Source organism: Shewanella sp. SG41-4, from assembly GCF_014164505.1.
Lineage (GTDB): Bacteria > Pseudomonadota > Gammaproteobacteria > Enterobacterales > Shewanellaceae > Shewanella.
In genome coordinates, this window is the sequence record NZ_JACJFI010000022.1 from 13,713 (window position 1) to 30,743 (window position 17,031).

Consider the following 17,031-nt stretch of genomic DNA (forward strand, 5'->3'; position numbering starts at 1 on the left):
CAAAAAATGAACTTACACAATCAAATAAAACAACTGATCATTGATTGCTTAGACCTAGAAGATGTCACTGTCGATGATATCGAAACCGATGCCGCCTTATTTGGCGAAGGTCTGGGCTTAGATTCGATCGATGCACTTGAATTAGGCTTGGCAATTAAGAAAGAATTTGATGTCAAAATTGAAGCCAATTCTGATGCGACTAAAGCACACTTTTTCAGTGTTGCTAGCTTAGCTAGCTTTATTGAATCTCAACGTGTTTAGGAGCTAGCATGCAAAATCGTGAACAAATCCTTGAGATGCTAAGTGGCATTTTAATTGATGAATTTGAAATAGATGCAGCAGATATCACGCTTGAAGCATCTTTGTATGAAGATCTGGATTTAGACAGTATTGATGCGGTAGATTTGGTCATTAAATTGCAACAGCTGACAGGTAAAAAAATTCAGCCAGAGGCATTTAAAACCGTCCGCACTGTTAATGATGTAGTCGATGCTATTGAAGGCTTAATTAAAAGCTAATGCGGTTAATTCTGCAGATTATTACAACCTTGGTGATTATTGCTTACCCTGTTGCGGTGTACTTTGGCTTGCAATATTTACCACCGGGCACAATAGCTTTGCTGCTATGTTTGTTATTATTGATGCGGTTTATGGTCACTAAGCAGCAAGTAAAATCCATGACACTGCCAATACTGGTGGGTATAGGATTAACCGCAGCCAGCTTTATTACTCAACGTAACGACTGGCTACTGTTCTATCCGGTGGTGATAAACATGAGCATGTTGGGGTTATTCGGTTATTCACTGATTAATGGCCCAAGTATGATTGAGCGCCTAGCACGCTTAAAAGAGCCTGATTTACCAGACTCAGCTATACCTTACTTACAAACCATCACTAAACTTTGGTGTGGGTTATTTATTGTAAATGGTGCTGTTGCAACTTATACAGCCATAGCAACAAGCATTGAAATATGGACGCTTTACAACGGACTGATTGCTTATCTGCTTATGGGTATACTGCTCAGTGGTGAATGGATTTATCGTCGTTTTTGGTTGAAAAAACATGAATAAACTTTTACTCAATTGGTTATCAACAGGGCCTGCCTCGCAGCAGCTGATCAGCTTTGACCATCATGACATCATGACGGGAGCGTTGTTTTGCGCGCAAGTTGCCCACTTACATGCCCAACTAATTCAAAGTGATGCTCAGCGTTGGTTGCTTGCAGCCAAGCACAGTGACTTATTTGCCGCTGGTTTATGCGCAGCTTTATTAGCCGGTAAACAAGTGATATTGCCTGCCAACACCCAAGGCGGCACCTTGAGTGAACTCAACCATGAATTTGATGCGATTATTTCCGACACTCTATTGTGTGAAGTACGTGAGTATATCGCGCTCAAAAAAGAACTCAGTTTGCCCGCTGCAACGTGGCCTAAAACCAAGCTATTAGGTGAATTAGTACTATTCACCTCTGGCAGTAGCGGTCAGCCCAAAGCGATTAAAAAAACACTGCAACAATTAGATGCCGAAGTCAGTATTCTTGAGCAAACATTTGCCGAACATTTGCCTCATTGTTCAGTGGTATCGACAGTTTCACATCAGCATATTTATGGTTTATTGTTTAAAATCTTGTGGCCTTTGGCCGCTAGCCGAGCATTCTTAAGTGAACAAATCGACTTTCCAGAAACCTTAAGCTACTACTTGGCCATCATGCCAAATTTATGTTTAATCAGTAGCCCAGCTCAATTAACCCGCTTGCCTGATGCTCTAGAAAATCAAAAACAACAGCGTATTCCAAGCTTAATTTTCAGCTCTGGTGGTCCGTTAAATTTTGATGCTGCCCAGGCAGTTAAACAATGTTTTAATCAATTACCCATTGAAATATTTGGCAGCACTGAAACCGGCGGTATTGCCTATCGACGCCAACAGCAACCCATGCAGCCATGGCAAGCATTTACCCAAGTTAATGTGGATATGGATCCCCAAGATGGTGCGCTGATGTTGCAGTCTGTTTATTTAGACAACCCAACTCAATGGTTAAAATGTGATGACAAAATTGAACTGTTAAAAGATGGTCAGTTCCGTTTACTGCATCGCCTTGATCGCATTGTAAAAATTGAAGAAAAACGCTTGTCGTTAGCGCAAGTGGAGCATTTACTGCAAACCCATCCTTTTGTTAACGAGGCGGCCGTCACGGTTTTAGAACAACCGCGCACCATGCTAGGTGCTGCAGTCTGTTTAAGTGAATTAGGTCTGCAAACACTCAAAGCGGAAGGGAAATTAGCGGTTAATAATGCATTAAAAAATCATTTATTAAGCCAGTTTGAACGTATCACCCTACCACGACGCTGGCGTTATCCTGCACACTTGCCACTCAACAGCCAAGGCAAGCGTACCCAATCAGAAATTGTAGCCTTATTTAGTCATGATTAAGTCAGAATTACCGCATATTGTTAGCCATGAAGGCGATAACAACCTCTATCAATGGCGTTTATTTGTTAGTGCAAATTTAGCCTTTTTCGATGGTCATTTTCCACAGCAAGCCGTGTTACCTGGAGTAACGCTATTGGATTGGGCAGTTAAACTTGGCTGTGAGGCATTTGGTTATTCCGCCCAAGTGGCCACATTAGAAGTGCTCAAGTTTCAACAACTCATTTTGCCCGACACCTATGTTGATTTGGTCATTGAACATCTACCCAAAAAATCAAAACTGATTTTTAGTTATCGAGATCAAGATAAACGTTTTGCCTCTGGCCGCATTGTGCTCAAGCCTGCGGCAGTCAATACAGCCCTGACTGCCAATGAGATATCATCATGAAGATAGCCTTGGTTATTCCCAATTACAATCATCATATTACCATTGAAAAAACCTTAACTGACTTGGCAAAATTCAACCTGCCTTGTTATTTGGTCGATGATGGTAGCCAGGATGAAACCCGTTATATTTTGCAAACGATGGTAGAAAAATTTCCTTGGGTAACACTCATTAACCACCCTTTTAATCGTGGTAAAGGTGCAGCCGTAACCAGCGGACTTCGCCGAGCTTTCCGTGATGGTTTTAGCCATGTATTACAGGTTGATGCTGATGGACAGCATAATTTAGACGATATTCCGTTAATGATATCGACTGCAGAACAACAGCCACAGGCATTAATATCTGGCCAACCAATTTATGATCACTCCGTGCCTAAAGGGCGTTTATACGGACGCTACATCACCCATTTTTGGGTATGGATTGAGACCTTAAGTTTCGACATTCAAGATTCTATGTGTGGCTTTCGGGTTTATCCATTGGACGCTACCGAACAGTTATTAAGCCAGCAAGCACTGGGTGAACGGATGGATTTTGATATTGAAGTCATGGTCAAACTGCACTGGCAAGGCACTCAAGTTGTTCATGTGCCCACAAAAGTAATCTACCCAGAAGATGGCATTAGCCACTTTCAAGGCTTGCAAGACAATGTGCGCATTAGCTGGATGCACACTACATTATTTTTTGGTATGTTGACTCGTTTACCCCAAATTCTGAATAAAAGTAGTCCGCATCAACATTGGTCGTCAATGGGAGAGCGAGGCGGTTATTGGGGCATAAAATTTCTGGCTGAATGCTATCGATTAGGCGGCCACTGGTTGTGTCGAGCGATCATGTATCCGGTGATTGGTTACTTTTTCCTCACCGGCGTTTCAGCTCGTCAAGCGTCGATGAACTTTTTAGCTCGAGTGCAGCAGCAAGTTCCTGAACATCCTGATTTACATCAACCAATCCATTGGCGCGACAGCTTATATCACTTCATTACTTTTGGTAATGCAGCTCTGGATAGAATTGATGCTTGGTGTGACCGCATCAAACTCAATCAAGTCGATTTTAATGACCGTCATATTCTGGCAAACCAAGTGGCTTCTGGTCGAGGTGCTGTGCTAATTGTGTCGCATTTAGGTAATGTAGAGTTATGTCGTGCGATTTCAAGCCACCAGCAGAAAATTAAAGTCAACGTTATGGTGTTGACTCAACACGCCGAAAACTTTAACAAAGTATTACAACAACTAAACCCACAAAGTAGCCTTAACCTTATTCATGTTAATGAGCTTGACCCCAGTACCTCTATGCTTTTACAGCAAAAAATTGATATGGGCGAAATAGTGGTTATTGCTGCTGACCGCACCTCATCTAATAGCCAAGGTCGTGTGGTTTACCTACCCTTTCTCGGGCACGACGCTCCGTTTCCACAAGGGCCATTTATTCTTGCTAGTTTGTTAAATTGTCCGGTTTACACCATGTTCTGCATTCGCCAACAAGGTCGTTATAAAGTACATATCGAACTGTTAAGCGATAGCTTAAAAGGCCCGCGATCAGGGCGTATTGCACGCTTAACTGATGCAATGAAATTGTACAGCCAACGCTTAGAGTATTTTGCCAAACAGGCACCATTGCAGTGGTTTAATTTTTACGATTTTTGGCACAAAGACGAATTAATTACTCGTCCGCTTTTACGCCCAGCGACTGCATTTAATACCGGTACCGCACCTAATACTGGTCATGCACCTGATACTGGCAATGCACCTAATACTGGAAATGCACCTAATACTGGCAATGCAATTATTACAAATGCCGCGCCTAATACAAATACTGCACCCGATAACAGCACCACTTCACTTAGTCAGGATAACTAATTCAATGAGCAACACTTCTTCATCGTCGTCCGCCGAAAATACCGTGCATTTAGGTCAAAGCTACCTAAGCCTTGAACAAGTGGTGGCTGTAGCCAAAGGCGCAACGGTCAAGCTGGCTGATTCTGCTGATTATGTTGAATATATTCAAAAAGGCGCCCGCTTCATCGACAGTTTGCTGCATGAAGAAGGCGTGGTATATGGCGTCACCACAGGTTACGGCGACTCCTGCACTGTCAACGTCAGCCTAGATTTAGTGCATGAATTGCCACTGCATTTAACCCGTTTTCATGGTTGTGGTTTAGGTGATGTATTCAGCCCAATGCAAGCCCGCGCGATTATGGCTTGCCGCTTAAACTCATTGGCGGTGGGTAAATCAGGTGTCAGTTATTTACTGCTGCAACGCATTGAATGGCTGCTAAATAATGATATTACTCCGGTAATTCCTCAAGAAGGATCGGTTGGCGCCAGCGGCGATTTAACCCCATTATCATATCTTGCCGCGGTATTAGTTGGCGAACGAGAGGTGATGTACCAAGGTAAACGCCAAGCGACCAAAGATGTTTATCTGAAATTTGGCATGGTGCCATTAACCCTGCGTCCTAAAGAAGGCCTCGCGTTAATGAATGGCACCGCAGTGATGACCGCACTAGCCTGTTTAGCCTATGATAGATCGCAGTATTTAACTCGCTTATCAAGTCGCATTACTGCTATGGCATCGTTAACACTTAAAGGCAATGCAAACCATTTTGATGATATTTTGTTTGCAGCCAAACCTCACCCAGGACAAAACCAGATTGCCCGTTGGATCCGCGAAGACTTAAACCATCATGTGCATCCACGTAATTCTGACCGCTTACAAGACCGCTATTCTATTCGCTGTGCACCACACATCATTGGCGTACTGCAAGATGCTCTGCCCTTTATGCGTCAGTTTATTGAAACCGAACTCAATAGCGCTAACGACAATCCGATTGTCGATGCCGAGGGTGAACATATTCTCCATGGCGGTCACTTTTATGGTGGCCACATTGCCTTTGCTATGGATGCGATGAAAAATGCTGTGGCCAATATCGCCGACTTAATTGATCGTCAAATGGCCTTGGTCATGGACCCCAAATTTAATAATGGTTTACCCGCTAACTTATCTGCCGCAGAAGGTGAACGTCGCGCCATTAACCACGGTTTTAAAGCGGTACAGATCGGTGTTTCGGCTTGGACTGCAGAAGCATTAAAAAACACCATGCCTGCCAGTGTATTTTCACGCTCGACTGAATGCCACAATCAAGACAAAGTGAGTATGGGCACTATTGCCGCACGCGATTGCATACGGATATTGCAACTGACTGAACAAGTCGCCGCGGCCGCATTATTGGCCATGAGCCAAGGTATTCAACTGCGCGTGATACAAAAAGAGTTAGACCCTAATTCGCTTACACCCTCTCTTGCCACCACACTGGCTCAAGTCAGTGAAGATTTTGAACTGCTTACCGAAGACCGTCCATTAGAAGCGATATTGCGCCAAACAGTAGAAAAAATTCAACTGGGTCTGTGGGAGGTGTGTTAAATGAAAGGCTTATTACTCACAGAAATGGAAATGGTGATCCCGTTTCACGATGTTGATTCGATGGGCATTACTTGGCACGGTAATTACTTACGCTATTTTGAAGTTGTGCGTTGCCAATTACTGGATCAGCTCGGTTATAATTATCGCGCCATGCAAGAATCTGGTTTCGCTTGGCCGATTGTGGATGTGCAAATTAAGTACGTAAAAAGCAGCACTTTTGACCAAAAAATCAAGGTCATTGCCGTCATTGTGGAATGGGAAAATCGTTTACGAATTAACTATCAGATTATTGATGCAGATACTAACGCGCGCATCACCAAAGGCTATACCATTCAAGCCGCGGTTGAGATTGCTACCCAAGAATTATGCTTTGTCACCCCTGAAGTGTTTCAGCAAAAAATTCGCCCATTATTAGTTGCAGGCCAAGTGTCATGAGTGCCCGCCGTAGAGCGTTTGTTAGCGTAGTCGCTAGTGTCAGTAGTCTCGTTATACTGCTCTGTTTGCATATTGGCATTGTCTCGGCCAATGAACGTCCACCAGCAAGCAGCAATCAAACACTTACTCCAGAGCTGACACAGCCAAAACCTCAAGCTCTGACCAAAGAGCAATTAGCAGATATTCAGACTCTGTACAGTCAACCAGCCTCTGCAGAGGCCCTCAGCGCTTTAGCTCAGCAATTGAATTTACAACTTGATACTCGAGGCCAGTTTGTTCAGCTGCGCCATTTGCAGGTGCTTAAAAAGCCTTTACTGAGCCAAGGACTGTTTATCTTCAGTCCTGCGCAAGGATTGGTATGGCAGCAGCAGCGTCCATTCAATACCTTGATGGTGCTTAAAGATCAGCAGTTGATCCAACAAAACAGCCAAGGCAAGGTTCAACACCTTAACGCTGCGGGCAGTGGCAACCCGATTGCACAGCAATTACCGCGTTTATTACAAGCCATTATGGCGGGTGATATTGATGCCTTAAGTGCTGATTTCAAATTATTTATGCCTGCAACTCAATCCGCTACTCAATCCACAAGTCGGTCATGGCAACTGGGCTTACAAGCTAAAGATCCACAAGTGTTATCGTCTATGGGTAACATCACCATTAGTGGCGACACGCTTATACGTTCACTAATCATGACCAGTAACCAAGCGGATGTTCGCGACTACACCCAAATTCAATTTACCCAGACCCAACAAGGGCCGCTGAGTGAAACTGAGCTTGCACTTTTTAGTCTTGGTAATGAGTCTGCTAAATAATGAAGCCCATATCGCTTACTGCGATGTTATCTCCCATTGGGCGTTTTGCTTTATGGGTGATATTGCTGCTGACGATGTTAGCCACTGGCATAATACAGTGGCAACAAGGCGCGCATATTCAAACTGATATTTTGGCGATGTTGCCGCATTTACAACAAGATAAACTCACTGAAACTGCATTAAACAAAGTCGAACAGCAACTCGCTAACCAAGTATATATTGCAGTAAAAGCCGATAACGACAGCCAAGCTATCAGTGCAGCACAGCAATTGATGGGGTTCTTAGATAAACAGCCTCAACAACCCTTTACTCACATACGTAGCGGCGCGGATGATCATCTGCAAGACTTAGCTAAAGTGTATTTCGAACATCGCTTTACCCTACTCACCGCTGAGCAAGCTAAAGCGATTGAAACAGATAATTGGCACCAGCTGCTTAACGCGGCCCAAAATCAACTTTATAGCGCATTTGGTTTTGCCAACAGCCAACTGCTCAGCAATGATCCGTTATTGATGTTTCCGGCTAACTTGCTGGCGTTATCTCCTAATAGTGCACTGCGAAGCCAGCAAGGCATTTTACTTACCGATACTATTGAGGGTGTGGCTGCAATTATCATGGCCAAAGGCCGCGACAGTGCGTTTAGCCCGACCGCTCAGCAACAGCAAATACAAGCATTAGAGTCTGCGTTTAGCCAAGTGACGTTGCACTACCCTGATATAAGTTTTCTTAAGGCTGGTGCGCTTTTTCATGCAATTGCCGCCACTGAGTCGGCTAAACAAGAAATCAGCCGAATTGGATTAATTTCCATGTTGGGGATCATCTTATTGGTCTGGTTGGCTTTTCGATCGATTATGCCGTTATTTGCCGCGCTACTGACGTTAACCACCGGGGTAGTATTTGCTTTTGTCGCCACCTTAAGTATTTTCGGTGAGTTGCACTTACTCACATTAGTGTTTGGCACCAGCTTAATTGGTGTCGCCATTGATTACAGCTTTCACTTTTATTGCGAAAAACAAGCTCACCCTAATAACAACGCCAGTGACACTTTAAAGCAAATATTTCCAGCGCTCTCTCTCGCCCTTGCAACCAGTGCAAGTGCCTTTATCGCCATTGGTTTTACCCCATTCCCGGGAATGCAACAAGTAGCAGTATTTTGCGCTGCTGGGTTAATTGGTGCATACCTAACGCTGTTATTAGTGTTTCCATTACTGGGTAACCATGCGCTTAAACCGACGCCTGGATTAACCCTAGCCCAAGGGTATTTGGCGCTATTACAACGTATTTTCACCCCAAATCAATTGTGGCAAAAAATAGCTATAGCGGCTCTGCTCATGGGTTTGGCGACTATATTATTTTTCGGCCTGTCACAAACAGACTCCGACGATGATATACGCCAATTACAGCAAAGCCCTGCAGCCATCACCACCGAAGAAAACCAGCTACGGCAACTGCTCAGCGGCGGCACCGACAACCAATTTATTTTAGTCAGCGGCACCAATGAACAAGCTTTATTGCAAACGTTAGAGCAATTGACACCAGTACTGGATAAAGCCATAACTGATGGTGAGTTAGACCAAGCAATCAGTCTCAGCCGTTTTATGCCCAGCATTGCCAAACAACAACAACACTATCAGTTACAGCAACAGCTTTATGGGCAACATTTAGATGACATTATCAGTGAAATGGGCCTAGATGACAGCATAGGCACCAGTCTAATGGCACAACTTAATCAGGCAGAATTACAATGGTTAACCCCAACGATGGTGTTAGCCCAAGCCAATGATGATTTACAGACTTTATGGCTTGGTGCGATTCAGGCAACTGACCAAACTCAGCAATTTGGCGCGATAGTGTTACTCGGTGGCATACATTCGTTAACTTCTCTTGAGCAACGGCTGACTGAGCATAAATGGTCTATGGGGCAAGTTCGGTTAATCGATAAGGTCGGTGATATATCCCATTTAATGGGCCAGTATCGCCAACTAACATTACAGCTATTAATGTGGGTATTTGCTTTAGCCAGCCTACTGTTTAGCGTTAAATACGGCATAAGATTAGCGTTAGCGATTGTAGCGGTACCCGCATTATCTGTATTGCTCACGCTAGCCTGTTTAGGTCTTGTCGGCTCAAGCATTAGCTTGTTTCACGCCTTAGCGCTTATTTTAGTGTTAGGCATTGGTATCGATTACAGCCTATTTTTTGCCGAGGCAAAGCACACTAGTCGCGGGGTGATGATGGCAATCTTTATGTCAGCTTGTTCAACACTATTGGCTTTTGGTTTACTGGCGCTGAGTCAAACTCATGCCATTCACTTTTTTGGCTTAACGCTTCTTTTTGGGATCAGTTTTTCATTTTTACTGGCACCGTTTATTTCTTTTATCACTAGGAAAACACTGTAAATGCCAAGCGCTCATTCAGATACAGTCAGCAACATGGACGTTGACGTTGCCATTATTGGTGCAGGTCCTTCAGGCGCCATTGCCGCCAGCTTATTGCGCCAACAAGGTCATCAGGTTGTTGTTATTGAAAAACATCATTTTCCACGTTTTTCGATTGGCGAAAGTTTACTGCCTTGTTGTATGCAGTTTCTCGAACAAGCTGGCATGCTAGACGCCGTTAATCAGGCAGGATTTCAATTTAAAAATGGCGCAGCATTTCAGCACCAAGGGCGCTACACCACCTTCGACTTTACCGATAAATTTACCCCAGGCCCTGGCACCACATTTCAAGTTCAACGAGCAGATTTTGATAAACTCCTCGCCGATACAGCTATCAGCCAAGGGGTTGAAATTCGTTTTGGTCATCAAGTTGATGCGATTGACTTAGCTAACAATCCTCGCTTAACGGTAACGAATGAGCAAGGAGGACAATATCAGATTAATGCTAAGTTTGTGCTTGATGCCAGTGGCTTTGGCCGTGTATTACCGCGATTACTCAACTTAGAACAGCCATCAAATTTACCGCCACGCAGCGCTATTTTTACCCATATTGAAGACAATATTAGCGACCCCAATTTTGATCGAAATAAGATCTTAATCAGTGTTCATCCTCAACATAAGGATATTTGGTACTGGTTAATCCCTTTTAGCAATAACCGCTGCTCAATTGGCGTGGTGGCTGAACCACATTTACTCGAGCATTTATCCGGTAGCCTTGAACAACAATTGTTAGCGGTGATTAACGAAGAGCCAGAGTTACAGCAGTTACTAAGTAATGCCAATATTGTTCAACCTTGTGCCACCCTCAAAGGTTATTCGGCCAATGTCACCACCTTAGCAACCAATAAGTTTGCTTTATTAGGTAATGCTGGCGAGTTCCTTGACCCGGTATTTTCGTCTGGGGTGACAATTGCAATGCAGTCAGCATCAATGGCTGCCGCTAGTTTACATAAGCAACTTAATGGAAAAACGGTTGATTGGGATAGAGAATACTCTGCGCCATTAATGCAAGGCGTTAACACCTTTAGAACCTATGTCCAAGCTTGGTATGATGGACGTTTTCAAGATGTTATTTTCTATCGGCAAGCCAATAGCGCCATTAAACAAATGATCTGCTCAATTTTAGCGGGTTACGCTTGGGACATGAGCAACCCGTTTGTAAAAGAATCCGAGCGACGCCTTAATACCATTGTTGAACTATGTCAGGAGCCAGAACCCGATGTGGCTTAATTTGCTGGGGCGTTCTGCAAAGAAAATATTGCTTCGCGTTGTGGCGCTGTTACTGCTAAGTCTATTAAGTGCTTGTAGCCAACAAATCGAGCGGCAAACTTGTGTCCCACTCGCCAGTGAAGCACAATATTGCCTAAGCTCAGCCTCTGCGGTATTAGCGATGTCATCACAGCAAGACATCAGCTTAAGCCAAATGGTGAGCTTTACCCATGGACAAGAAAATCATGAGTTATTAACCCAGCTAGAGCTTAATTCACAACGGATGACGTTAGTTGGATTAGCCCCACTTGGACAAGCGTTATTCACACTAGTGTACGATGGTCAAACCCTGCAAAGTCAGCAAAGCCTGTTATTAGGTGAGCAATTTAAAGCAGAATATTTAATGGCCATAATGCAGCTAATTTACTGGCCAACGGAGCAAATTAATCAACATTTAACCGGCGGTGAATTAGTCACAATTGCATGTGATATGCCGCTATGTAAGCAACTTATCGATGCCAGTGGTGCGTTAATAACAATAACTTATAACGATATCGATCCGTGGTCAGCGCAAGTGAATGTAGACATCGACGTTGCCGATATTCACATGCAAATAAACCCGATTGATTAACTAATTGAATAACTAATTGATTAACCAATTGATAAACCAATTGATAAACAAGTGCTCCAGCATAACCCAATAAACCGTGATAAATAGGCAATTAAACAAAACATGAACAGTCGCATAGCAATAACTCACATCGGATTGTGTACACCTCTGGGCAACTCGCCAGAAGAGGTGTTGCCGCGTCTTATCAATGGTGATATTAGTGCCATGCAGTGGCGCGATAATTTATTGTTCGATGCGTCTACCTTGGTCGGTTGTGTCGATGATAAGCGGTTAATAGAGATAGCCGATCACCTCAGCTTATTTGCATGCCGTAATAATCGTTTATTAAACACTGCCGCCCAGCAACTTGTACCCGCTATAGAGCAAGCTAAACAACGTTTTGGTTCCCATCGCATCGGAGTGGTTTTAGGCACCAGCACCTCAGGTATCTCCAAAGGCGAAGCGGCATTAAAATATCAGCTTGAACATGGCCATTTCCCCCCGAGTTACCATTATTCGCAGCAGGAACTTGGCAGCCCCAGTGATTATTTAAAACAATTATTTGAACTATCTGGCCCTTGTTATACCGTATCTACAGCGTGTTCATCGAGCGCCAAAGTATTTGCCAGTGCCCAGCGGTTACTCAATGCGAATATGTGCGATATGGTGATAGTGGGGGGTGTCGACAGCTTGTGCCAATTAACGGTTAATGGTTTTGCTGCATTAGAATCGGTATCCAAAGGCCATTGCAATCCGTTTAGTCGCCATCGTGATGGGATTAATATTGGCGAAGGGGCTGCTTTATTTACTTTAGAGCGTGGCCAAAGCGACGTCATGTTAGCCGGGATAGGCGAGTCTGCCGATGCACACCATATTTCAGCACCACACCCGCAAGGATTAGGCGCTATTGCCGCTATGCGACAAGCCTTAGCAGAAGCCGATATTTCTGCAGAACAAATCGATTACCTCAATCTCCACGGCACCGCCACACCTAAAAATGACGCCATGGAATCGAGGGCGGTCACTGCTGTATTTAACCATTCACTGCCAGCTTGCAGCTCAACCAAACCGCTCACGGGTCATACTTTAGGCGCTGCGGGTGCGATTGAAGCAGCCTTTTGCTATTTATTATTAAGCCCACTTAACCATGACAAACGTTTGCCGCCGCACATCTGGGATGGGCAGCAAGATGCTAATGACCCCTATATCGCTCTCGTTAGCGCCAACAACAATAAAGGCCTTAGCCAACTCAATTTTATTATGAGCAATTCATTTGCCTTTGGCGGCAGTAATGCCAGCCTGATTTTTTGTCGAAAGGATGCCTAGTTTCATGTCAATAGCCACTGCAACTCCGGCGATGTTAGCCCAAGATATAGGGACTTTTATTCCGCACCGGGCACCGATGATCTTAATTGATAATATCTTAGAACATCGCCTAGATTGCTTAATCACCGAAACCCATATTAGCCCCAAGAGTGCCTATTTCGACGCCAAACTCGATGGCGTGCCAAATTATGTTGGCATCGAGTACATGGCCCAAAGTATTGCTGCGTTAGCGGGTGTGGAAGCCTTACTGTGCGACGAGGCTATCCTAGTCGGTTTTTTACTCGGTACCCGCAAACTGCAAATGCATATCGACACATTTACCCTAGGTGAGTCTTATCGTACTCAGGTCACTCGGTTGTACCAAGAAGAGTCTGGATTAGCAGTATTTGATTGCCAAATTTATCATCACCAAACGTTAGTGGCGACGGCCAATGTCAATGTATTCCAACCAAAAGACACCCAAGCCTACATAGATGAAAGCCAAGCTGACAGCAAGGAATGATCAACAAACCTATTTGATACCTCCATTGGAGTTCCTCGAATCAATCACGGAGAGACACATTTTGAATAATAGAGTATTAGTTACCGGTTCAAGCCGAGGAATAGGCAAAGCAATCGCAATTAAATTAGCTGAGAATGGTTTTGATATTGCGCTGCACTTTCACAGCAATCATGCTGCTGCAGCGCAAGTACAAACAACCTTATTAGATCTTGGTGTTCAGGTTAGTTTATTGCAATTTGATATTGCCGACCGCCAAGCGGTCAAACTTGCTATCGAAACTGACATTGCCGAAAATGGTGCCTATTATGGCGTTATTCTTAATGCGGGTATTAATCGCGATACCGCCTTCCCGGCGATGACTGAAGATGAATGGGACAGTGTCATTCACACTAACCTTGATGGATTTTATAATGTTATCCACCCTACGGTTATGCCAATGGTGCAAGCACGGAAAGGCGGACGTATTATTACCCTAGCCTCAGTGTCAGGCATTGCAGGAAATCGTGGCCAAGTGAATTACAGCGCCTCAAAAGCGGGAATTATTGGCGCCACTAAAGCCTTGTCGCTTGAGTTAGCTAAGCGAAAAATCACCGTCAATTGTATCGCCCCCGGGTTGATAGAAACCGACATGGTCACAGATATCTCAACCGATATTGTCAATCAAATAGTACCGATGAAACGCATGGGCAAACCCAGTGAAATTGCAGGTCTTGCTAATTTCTTATTATCAGATGATGCAGCCTACATAACTCGCCAAGTGATCTCCGTCAACGGAGGCATGATATGAAGCGTGTAGTTGTTACTGGTATGGGCGGAATTTCCGCATTAGGCCAAGACTGGCAACAAGTAAAAGCTAGCCTATTAGCCAAACATAACTGCGTTATTAGAATGAATGAATGGGATCGCTACCCAGGTCTAAATACTCGTCTGGCAGCACCAGTGGTTGATTTTTCTCTACCCGCCCATTATTCACGTAAAAAGATCCGCTCTATGGGGCGAGTATCCATGATGGCGACACGAGCCAGTGAATTAGCACTTGAAGACGCCGGCCTATTGAACGATCCCATCCTTAATTCCGGTCAAGTTGGCGTGGCCTACGGCTCATCCACAGGCAGTACCGATCCGATTATGGGCTTTGGCGACATGTTAAAAACCGGCGATATGTCGGGATTAACCGCAACCAGTTATATCCGTATGATGGCCCATACTACCGCGGTTAATATTGGCGTGTTCTTTGGCTTGCAAGGCCGAATTCACACCACCAGCAGTGCCTGTACCTCTGCCAGTCAAGGCATTGGCTATGCTTATGAAGCGATTAAATATGGCATGCAAACCATTATGCTAGCGGGCGGCGGTGAAGAGCTTTGTCCTACCGAGGCGGTAGTCTTTGATACCTTGTTTGCCACCAGCACCAAAAATGACACCCCAAGCCAAACACCCAGTCCGTTTGACCAAAGTCGTGATGGTTTGGTTATCGGTGAAGGTGCCTGTACGCTGATATTAGAAGAGCTTGAACATGCTCAAGCCCGTGGTGCAAATATTTATGCTGAGCTGGTCGGTTTTGGCACCAATTCAGATGGCCAACACGTCACTCAACCTAATGCTACAACCATGGAGGTGGCGATTCGTTTAGCCTTAACAGATGCCCAATTATCGGCTCAAGAAATTGGTTATATCAGTGCTCATGGTACTGCAACCGATCGCGGTGACATAGCAGAAACAACCGCAACTCATGCAGTATTTGGTGCAGAAACGCCCATATCTTCATTAAAGAGTTATACCGGTCATACCCTCGGAGCATGTGGTTCATTGGAAGCGTGGACCAGTATTAATATGATGAATGAAGGCTGGTTTGCACCCACTCTTAATCTTAACGATGTCGACCCAGAATGCGCTGTGCTCGATTACATTAAAGACGATATTCGTCATATCGACACCGACTACATTATGAGTAACAATTTTGCTTTTGGTGGCATTAATACTTCATTGATCTTTAAACGTTGGCGTTAATTGCATAAGAGCATCGTCCCAACTTAGCAGCCAAATAAAATAGGCGAAAGCGATGCTTTCGCCTATTTTTTTAGACTTTGTAAGCTGCGGCTTTGGCTTGATAGTCTTGAGTAATCTGTTTCATTTCTACCGCGCCACCAGCCAGCTTTTGAACTTGTTCTGATAAAAGCACAACGGATTGGGCATTATCCAAAATCTCCGCACCAATTTGAGTCAATTTATCCGCTTGTTGTTGTGTGCCATTTGCCACATTGTTGCTCAAGGTAGCAACTTGACCTATTTGTGCAGAACGTTGCTCAAGCCCTTGGGCAATGCCACTGGTGTGAACAACATTTTGCGCCGTCCGTTGCTTACCTTGATCCATCGATTCAACGGTTTTTAGCATACTGACATTTAAACGACTCAGTACTTTTTCAATGCCATCGGTAGATTGACTTGTACGCTTTGCTAAAGTGCGAACTTCATCTGCTACAACCGCAAAACCACGGCCACTCTCACCCGCTCTAGCCGCTTCAATCGCCGCATTCAACGCAAGTAAGTTAGTTTGATCTGAAATACTGCGAATCGCCTGTAACTGTGTGGTAATTGCGCTAACATCAGTGGTTAAATCGGTCATTGATTCTGTCACTTCAGTCATGTTGGTTTCCAGTGCCTGCATGTCTTTCATAATGCTTAATGCGCTCTGACGATCGCCAAGACTTGAGGTTGCCCCTTCCTTTGCCTGATCTGCTGATATTTGGCTGTCATGAGCCATTGCCTGAAAACTGTCGATAACATCTTGAGTCGACTCGGCAATCATTCGTGCTTGGTTATTTTGCTGTTGTACCGCATGTTGAGCTTGATCGCTCAGGCTCATTAAGTTGTCGGAAGTACTGGCCATTTTTACAGCAATATCGCGATAGTCGTTAAACAATTGCGACAACTCTTCCAGCATCAAATTAAATGACATTTCTGCCTGAGTATCAGCTGAAGGTAACCGAACCGATAAATCTTTATGCTGTGAAATATGTTGAATTGCACCTGCAATACGTTGATTGGCAACTGAGTCTGCACGCATAAATAAGGCAATACGAATTAAAATACCGGTTTCAGTTGCGGCAAACAGCGCATGAACGAGCATAATGTTCCAGTTACACTCGCCAGCAAAAATCATCACTGGCGTATCAAATATTTCAACACCTTGTAATTGGATATAAGTCATCACGACGTGATGTATCGCCACAGTCAACAAAGCGGCCACTAACGGCTGCCAGCGCAGGTAAATAAGAAATATCCCCATGGTCGCAAAGATATGAAAGTGCATTTCAATCATACCCATTTGGCTTTGAACTAATAGTCCCGATACTGTCATCATAATCACGGCAGCCACAATGCCGAATAACTCAGTACCTTTTAGCAAAAGATAACTGAGTTGTGATAGCACCAATACGGCTATTGCTGCGGTGATGCTAAAAGTCA

At 44.3% G+C, this 17,031-nt stretch carries 17 protein-coding genes; 16 read left to right on the plus strand and 1 reads right to left on the minus strand.

Annotation, left to right across the window (positions count from 1 at the left end):
- The first annotated feature begins 6 nt into the window (after positions 1 to 6).
- The 16 genes from H5202_RS04010 to H5202_RS04085 all read left to right on the plus strand — a co-directional run bounded on the left by H5202_RS04010 (position 7) and on the right by H5202_RS04085 (position 15,573).
- On the plus strand, positions 7 to 261 hold the full coding sequence (locus H5202_RS04010) for a phosphopantetheine-binding protein (protein ID WP_101084965.1): 255 nt from the start codon (positions 7 to 9) through the stop codon (positions 259 to 261).
- A gap of 8 nt (positions 262 to 269) precedes the next feature.
- Positions 270 to 518 (plus strand): acyl carrier protein, encoded by a 249-nt coding sequence (locus H5202_RS04015; protein ID WP_182770913.1) that lies wholly within the window; start codon positions 270 to 272, stop codon positions 516 to 518.
- A complete protein-coding gene (locus tag H5202_RS04020) occupies positions 518 to 1,069 on the plus strand; it encodes a hypothetical protein (RefSeq protein ID WP_182770914.1) in 552 nt (183 codons plus the stop codon). The genes H5202_RS04015 and H5202_RS04020 overlap by 1 nt, the downstream gene beginning before the upstream one ends.
- Complete coding sequence (locus H5202_RS04025) at positions 1,062 to 2,429, plus strand: AMP-binding protein (RefSeq protein WP_182770915.1); 1,368 nt, start codon at positions 1,062 to 1,064, stop codon at positions 2,427 to 2,429. The genes H5202_RS04020 and H5202_RS04025 overlap by 8 nt, the downstream gene beginning before the upstream one ends.
- Positions 2,422 to 2,814, plus strand: coding sequence for an ApeI family dehydratase (locus H5202_RS04030; protein ID WP_182770916.1), 393 nt, complete (start codon positions 2,422 to 2,424; stop codon positions 2,812 to 2,814). Before H5202_RS04025 ends, H5202_RS04030 begins: the two co-directional genes overlap by 8 nt.
- Positions 2,811 to 4,667 (plus strand): glycosyltransferase family 2 protein, encoded by a 1,857-nt coding sequence (locus tag H5202_RS04035; RefSeq protein WP_182770917.1) that lies wholly within the window; start codon positions 2,811 to 2,813, stop codon positions 4,665 to 4,667. Before H5202_RS04030 ends, H5202_RS04035 begins: the two co-directional genes overlap by 4 nt.
- 4 nt (positions 4,668 to 4,671) lie before the next feature.
- Positions 4,672 to 6,231 (plus strand): HAL/PAL/TAL family ammonia-lyase, encoded by a 1,560-nt coding sequence (locus H5202_RS04040; RefSeq protein WP_182770918.1) that lies wholly within the window; start codon positions 4,672 to 4,674, stop codon positions 6,229 to 6,231.
- A complete protein-coding gene (locus tag H5202_RS04045; RefSeq protein WP_182770919.1) occupies positions 6,232 to 6,666 on the plus strand; it encodes an acyl-CoA thioesterase in 435 nt (144 codons plus the stop codon).
- Positions 6,663 to 7,478, plus strand: coding sequence for an outer membrane lipoprotein carrier protein LolA (locus H5202_RS04050; RefSeq protein WP_182770920.1), 816 nt, complete (start codon positions 6,663 to 6,665; stop codon positions 7,476 to 7,478). The genes H5202_RS04045 and H5202_RS04050 overlap by 4 nt, the downstream gene beginning before the upstream one ends.
- Positions 7,478 to 9,877 carry an MMPL family transporter gene (locus H5202_RS04055; protein ID WP_182770921.1) on the plus strand — a complete coding sequence of 800 codons (2,400 nt, stop codon included), beginning with the start codon at positions 7,478 to 7,480 and terminating at the stop codon, positions 9,875 to 9,877. The genes H5202_RS04050 and H5202_RS04055 overlap by 1 nt, the downstream gene beginning before the upstream one ends.
- Positions 9,878 to 11,146 carry an NAD(P)/FAD-dependent oxidoreductase gene (locus H5202_RS04060; RefSeq protein WP_182770922.1) on the plus strand — a complete coding sequence of 423 codons (1,269 nt, stop codon included), beginning with the start codon at positions 9,878 to 9,880 and terminating at the stop codon, positions 11,144 to 11,146. It begins immediately after the preceding gene.
- Positions 11,136 to 11,756, plus strand: a complete 621-nt coding sequence (locus tag H5202_RS04065) for a DUF3261 domain-containing protein (RefSeq protein ID WP_182770923.1) — start codon at positions 11,136 to 11,138, stop codon at positions 11,754 to 11,756. The genes H5202_RS04060 and H5202_RS04065 overlap by 11 nt, the downstream gene beginning before the upstream one ends.
- A 102-nt stretch (positions 11,757 to 11,858) precedes the next feature.
- Positions 11,859 to 13,061, plus strand: a complete 1,203-nt coding sequence (locus H5202_RS04070) for a beta-ketoacyl-[acyl-carrier-protein] synthase family protein (RefSeq protein ID WP_182770924.1) — start codon at positions 11,859 to 11,861, stop codon at positions 13,059 to 13,061.
- A gap of 4 nt (positions 13,062 to 13,065) precedes the next feature.
- Positions 13,066 to 13,563, plus strand: coding sequence for an ApeP family dehydratase (locus H5202_RS04075; RefSeq protein ID WP_182770925.1), 498 nt, complete (start codon positions 13,066 to 13,068; stop codon positions 13,561 to 13,563).
- 61 nt (positions 13,564 to 13,624) lie between these two features.
- Positions 13,625 to 14,350: a 3-ketoacyl-ACP reductase FabG2 gene (locus tag H5202_RS04080; RefSeq protein WP_182770926.1), complete on the plus strand. Its 726-nt coding sequence runs from the start codon at positions 13,625 to 13,627 to the stop codon at positions 14,348 to 14,350.
- Positions 14,347 to 15,573 (plus strand): beta-ketoacyl-ACP synthase, encoded by a 1,227-nt coding sequence (locus H5202_RS04085; protein ID WP_182770927.1) that lies wholly within the window; start codon positions 14,347 to 14,349, stop codon positions 15,571 to 15,573. The genes H5202_RS04080 and H5202_RS04085 overlap by 4 nt, the downstream gene beginning before the upstream one ends.
- A gap of 70 nt (positions 15,574 to 15,643) precedes the next feature.
- Here H5202_RS04085 and H5202_RS04090 read toward each other — a convergent pair.
- Positions 15,644 to 17,031: methyl-accepting chemotaxis protein (locus H5202_RS04090; protein WP_182770928.1), on the minus strand; the 1,388-nt coding region annotated here is incomplete at its 5' end.

What these genes read in the sequence shown, in the direction of transcription:
- H5202_RS04010 (WP_101084965.1), top strand. Translation starts at nt 7, where the DNA reads ATGAACTTACACAATCAAATAAAACAACTGATCATTGATTGCTTAGAC.
- H5202_RS04015 (WP_182770913.1), top strand. Translation starts at nt 270, where the DNA reads ATGCAAAATCGTGAACAAATCCTTGAGATGCTAAGTGGCATTTTAATT.
- H5202_RS04020 (WP_182770914.1), top strand. Translation starts at nt 518, where the DNA reads ATGCGGTTAATTCTGCAGATTATTACAACCTTGGTGATTATTGCTTAC.
- H5202_RS04025 (WP_182770915.1), top strand. Translation starts at nt 1,062, where the DNA reads ATGAATAAACTTTTACTCAATTGGTTATCAACAGGGCCTGCCTCGCAG.
- H5202_RS04030 (WP_182770916.1), top strand. Translation starts at nt 2,422, where the DNA reads ATGATTAAGTCAGAATTACCGCATATTGTTAGCCATGAAGGCGATAAC.
- H5202_RS04035 (WP_182770917.1), top strand. Translation starts at nt 2,811, where the DNA reads ATGAAGATAGCCTTGGTTATTCCCAATTACAATCATCATATTACCATT.
- H5202_RS04040 (WP_182770918.1), top strand. Translation starts at nt 4,672, where the DNA reads ATGAGCAACACTTCTTCATCGTCGTCCGCCGAAAATACCGTGCATTTA.
- H5202_RS04045 (WP_182770919.1), top strand. Translation starts at nt 6,232, where the DNA reads ATGAAAGGCTTATTACTCACAGAAATGGAAATGGTGATCCCGTTTCAC.
- H5202_RS04050 (WP_182770920.1), top strand. Translation starts at nt 6,663, where the DNA reads ATGAGTGCCCGCCGTAGAGCGTTTGTTAGCGTAGTCGCTAGTGTCAGT.
- H5202_RS04055 (WP_182770921.1), top strand. Translation starts at nt 7,478, where the DNA reads ATGAAGCCCATATCGCTTACTGCGATGTTATCTCCCATTGGGCGTTTT.
- H5202_RS04060 (WP_182770922.1), top strand. Translation starts at nt 9,878, where the DNA reads ATGCCAAGCGCTCATTCAGATACAGTCAGCAACATGGACGTTGACGTT.
- H5202_RS04065 (WP_182770923.1), top strand. Translation starts at nt 11,136, where the DNA reads ATGTGGCTTAATTTGCTGGGGCGTTCTGCAAAGAAAATATTGCTTCGC.
- H5202_RS04070 (WP_182770924.1), top strand. Translation starts at nt 11,859, where the DNA reads ATGAACAGTCGCATAGCAATAACTCACATCGGATTGTGTACACCTCTG.
- H5202_RS04075 (WP_182770925.1), top strand. Translation starts at nt 13,066, where the DNA reads ATGTCAATAGCCACTGCAACTCCGGCGATGTTAGCCCAAGATATAGGG.
- H5202_RS04085 (WP_182770927.1), top strand. Translation starts at nt 14,347, where the DNA reads ATGAAGCGTGTAGTTGTTACTGGTATGGGCGGAATTTCCGCATTAGGC.